The organism is Streptomyces sp. NPDC000880 (assembly GCF_053599675.1).
In genome coordinates, this window is the sequence record NZ_JBSFMS010000231.1 from 1 (window position 1) to 3,755 (window position 3,755).

The 3,755-nt window shown below is 68.7% G+C and carries 3 protein-coding genes; all 3 read left to right on the forward strand.

The window, feature by feature from the left end; genetic code table 11:
• Window positions 1–309, forward strand: a 309-nt coding sequence (locus ACWDO5_RS35475) for a flavodoxin-dependent (E)-4-hydroxy-3-methylbut-2-enyl-diphosphate synthase (RefSeq protein WP_450534645.1), incomplete at its 5' end; no start/stop codon positions are given.
• 24 nt (window positions 310–333) lie between these two features.
• Window positions 334–2,220 carry a 1-deoxy-D-xylulose-5-phosphate synthase gene (dxs, locus tag ACWDO5_RS35480; protein WP_450534646.1) on the forward strand — a complete coding sequence of 629 codons (1,887 nt, stop codon included), beginning with the start codon at window positions 334–336 and terminating at the stop codon, window positions 2,218–2,220.
• Window positions 2,217–3,629: an aspartate aminotransferase family protein gene (locus ACWDO5_RS35485; protein WP_450534647.1), complete on the forward strand. Its 1,413-nt coding sequence runs from the start codon at window positions 2,217–2,219 to the stop codon at window positions 3,627–3,629. The genes dxs and ACWDO5_RS35485 overlap by 4 nt, the downstream gene beginning before the upstream one ends.
• Window positions 3,630–3,755 lie beyond the last annotated feature (126 nt).

Consider the following 3,755-nt stretch of genomic DNA (forward strand, 5'->3'; position numbering starts at 1 on the left):
TGCGGGCGGGCCCAGGTGGATGTCTACAAGCTTGCCGACCAGGTCAGCGCCGGTCTCGAAGGCATGGAGGTGCCGCTGCGCGTCGCCGTTATGGGATGCGTTGTCAACGGGCCGGGCGAGGCCCGCGAGGCCGACCTCGGCGTTGCCTCCGGAAACGGCAAGGGTCAGATCTTTGTGAAGGGTGAGGTCATCAAGACCGTGCCCGAGTCGAAGATCGTCGAGACCCTCATCGAAGAGGCGATGAAGATCGCCGAATCCATGGAGGACGCAGGGGCGGTCTCGGGCCCGCCCGCCGTCACCGTGAGCTGATCAGCAAGTGAAGGGGGTCCGACCGTGACGATTCTTGAGAGCATCCGGGGGCCGCGCGATCTCAAGGCGCTGACCGATACGGAACTCGAAGAACTCGCCAAGGAGATCAGAGAGTTCCTGGTGCACGCAGTGGCCAGGACAGGGGGGCATCTGGGCCCCAACCTCGGGGTGGTGGAGCTGACCGTCGCCCTGCACCGGGTCTTCGACTCGCCCGTCGACCGCATTCTGTGGGACACCGGGCACCAGAGCTACGTACACAAACTGCTCACCGGCCGCCAGGACTTCTCCAAGCTGCGCGGCAAGGGTGGGCTCTCCGGCTACCCCTCCCGCGAGGAGTCCGAGCACGACGTCATAGAGAACTCCCACGCGTCGACCGTCCTCGGCTGGGCGGACGGTCTTGCCAAGGCGCATCAGGTGCTGGGCGGCAGTGATCATGTCGTCGCGGTCATCGGGGACGGCGCGCTCACCGGCGGCATGGCCTGGGAGGCGCTCAACAACATCGCCGCGGCGAAGGACCGGCCGCTGATCATCGTCGTCAACGACAACGAGCGCTCGTACGCCCCGACGATCGGCGGCCTCGCCAACCACCTCGCCACACTCCGTACGACCGACGGCTACGAACGGGTGCTGGCCTGGGGCAAGGACGTTCTGCAGCACACCCCCGTTGTCGGGAAGCCGCTGTACGAATCGCTGCACGGCGCGAAGAAGGGGTTCAAGGACGCCTTCGCGCCCCAGGGGATGTTCGAGGATCTGGGCCTGAAGTACCTGGGGCCGATAGACGGGCACAACATCGCGGCCGTCGAATCCGCGCTGCGCCGGGCCAAGCGCTTCCACGGGCCCGTACTGGTGCACTGCCTGACCGAGAAGGGCCGCGGCTACCAGCCGGCCCTGGAGGACGAGGCCGACCGCTTCCACACCGTCGGGGTGATGGACCCGCTGACCTGCGAGCCGCTCGCGCCGTCCGACGGGCCGTCCTGGACTTCGGTGTTCGGGGACGAGATCGCAGCGATCGGGGCCGAGCGGCCGGACGTCGTGGCGATCACCGCCGCGATGCTGCACCCCGTCGGCCTGACGAAGTTCGCCGAGCGGTTCCCCGACCGGGTGTGGGACGTCGGGATCGCCGAGCAGCACGCCGCGGTCTCCGCGGCCGGGCTCGCCACCGGCGGGCTGCATCCCGTCGTCGCCGTGTACGCCACCTTTCTCAACCGCGCCTTCGACCAGGTGCTGATGGACGTGGCCCTGCACAAGTGCGGAGTGACCTTCGTACTCGACCGGGCGGGCGTCACCGGCGTCGACGGGGCCTCCCACAACGGCATGTGGGACATGTCGATCCTGCAGGTCGTCCCCGGGCTGCGGATCGCCGCGCCGCGCGACGCCGACCGGCTGCGTGCGGAGCTGCGCGAGGCCGTCGATGTGGACGACGCGCCGACCGTGCTGCGCTTCCCGAAGGAGTCGGTGGGCGAGCCGGTCGAGGCGATCGGGCGGATCGGCGGGATGGACGTACTGCACCGGGCGGACGACGCCGATGTGCTGGTGGTCTCGGTGGGCGCGCTCGCGTCCGTCTGCCTGCAGAGTGTCGAGCTGCTCAAGGGCCGCGGCATCGCCTGCACCGTCGTGGACCCGCGCTGGGTCAAGCCCGTCGACGAACAGCTCGCGCCGCTCGCCGCGCAGCACCGTCTGGTGGCCGTGGTGGAGGACAACAGCCGCAACGGCGGGGTCGGTTCGGCCGTCGGGCAGGAACTGCGGGACGCCGGAGTGGATGTGCCGCTGCGTGCCTTCGGCATCCCCGAGCAGTTCCTTGCGCAGGCCAAACGCGGCGAGGTACTCGCCGACATCGGGCTCACCCCGGTGGAGATCGCGGGACGGATCAGTGCCGCCATGGCGGTGAAGGAGAGGACAGCTGAGGGATGACCGAGCCGTCGACGGGCACCGAGCCGCTGGGGGGCTTCGATCTGGCCCGGCTCCTCGCGCAGCGCGGGGCCGAGCGCTATGAGCTGCATGCGCGACATCTCAACCATCAGTTGCCGCGCATGTTGCACACCATCGGCTTCGACAAGATCTACGAACGGGCCGAGGGCGCGTACTTCTGGGACGCCGACGGCAACGACTATCTGGACATGCTCGCGGGCTTCGGGGTGATGGGGCTCGGCCGGCACCACCCGGTCGTACGCAAGGCGCTGCACGACGTCCTCGACGCCTCGCTCGCGGACCTCACGCGCTTCGACTGCCAGCCGCTGCCGGGGCTGCTCGCGGAGAAGCTGCTGGCGCACAGTCCGCACCTGGACCGGGTGTTCTTCGGCAACAGCGGTACGGAGGCGGTGGAGACCGCGCTGAAGTTCGCCCGGTACGCCACCGGGAAGCCGAGGATCCTTTACTGCTCGCACGCCTTCCACGGGCTGACCACCGGATCCCTGTCGGTGAACGGGGAGGCGGGGTTCCGGGACGGATTCGCGCCGCTGCTGCCCGACACCGCCATCGGGCTCGGCGACCTGGCCGCGTTGGAGCGGGAGTTGAGGCGCGGCGATGTGGCGGGCTTCGTCGTGGAGCCGATCCAGGGCAAGGGCGTGCACGAGACGCCCCCAGGATTCCTGTACGCGGCCCAGGAGCTGCTGCACAAGCACAAGGCACTGCTGATCGCGGACGAGGTGCAGACCGGCCTCGGCAGGACCGGCGACTTCTACGCGTACCAGCACGAGCAAGGGGTCGAGCCGGATCTGGTCTGTGTGGCGAAGGCGCTCTCGGGCGGTTACGTACCGGTGGGAGCGACCCTCGGCAAGGACTGGATCTTCAAGAAGGTCTACTCGTCGATGGACCGGGTTCTGGTGCACTCGGCGAGCTTCGGATCCAACGCCCAGGCGATGGCCGCCGGGCTCGCCGTCCTCTCGGTGATCGAGGACGAGCAGGTCGTCGCCAATGCGCGGGTGACCGGCGAGCTGCTGTGCTCCCGGCTCGCGGCGCTCGTCGACCGCTACGAGCTGCTGCACGAGGTGCGGGGGCGCGGCCTGATGATCGGCATCGAGTTCGGCCGGCCCGACTCGATCAAGCTGCGCAGCCGCTGGACCATGCTGCAGGCGGCCCGCAAGGGTCTCTTCGCGCAGATGGTGGTGGTGCCGCTGTTGCAGAAGCACCGGATCCTCACCCAGGTCTCGGGCGACCTTCTGGAAGTGATCAAGCTGATTCCGCCGCTGATCATCGGTGAGCGGGAGGTCGATCGGTTCGTGGCGGCTTTCACGGCCGTGATGGACGACGCCCACGGGGGCGGCGGGCTGATGTGGGACTTCGGCAAGACGCTGGTCAAGCAGGCGGTCGCCAACCGCTGATTCTTTGCCTCTGGGGCAAGAAATTTGCCTTAGAGGAAAAAACCTGGCGCAATGGAGACATGCTGACCTCCCCTGGGGGGCACCACCCGGACCCCCGATCTCCTGCCGCCGCAGGGGCGGCCGACG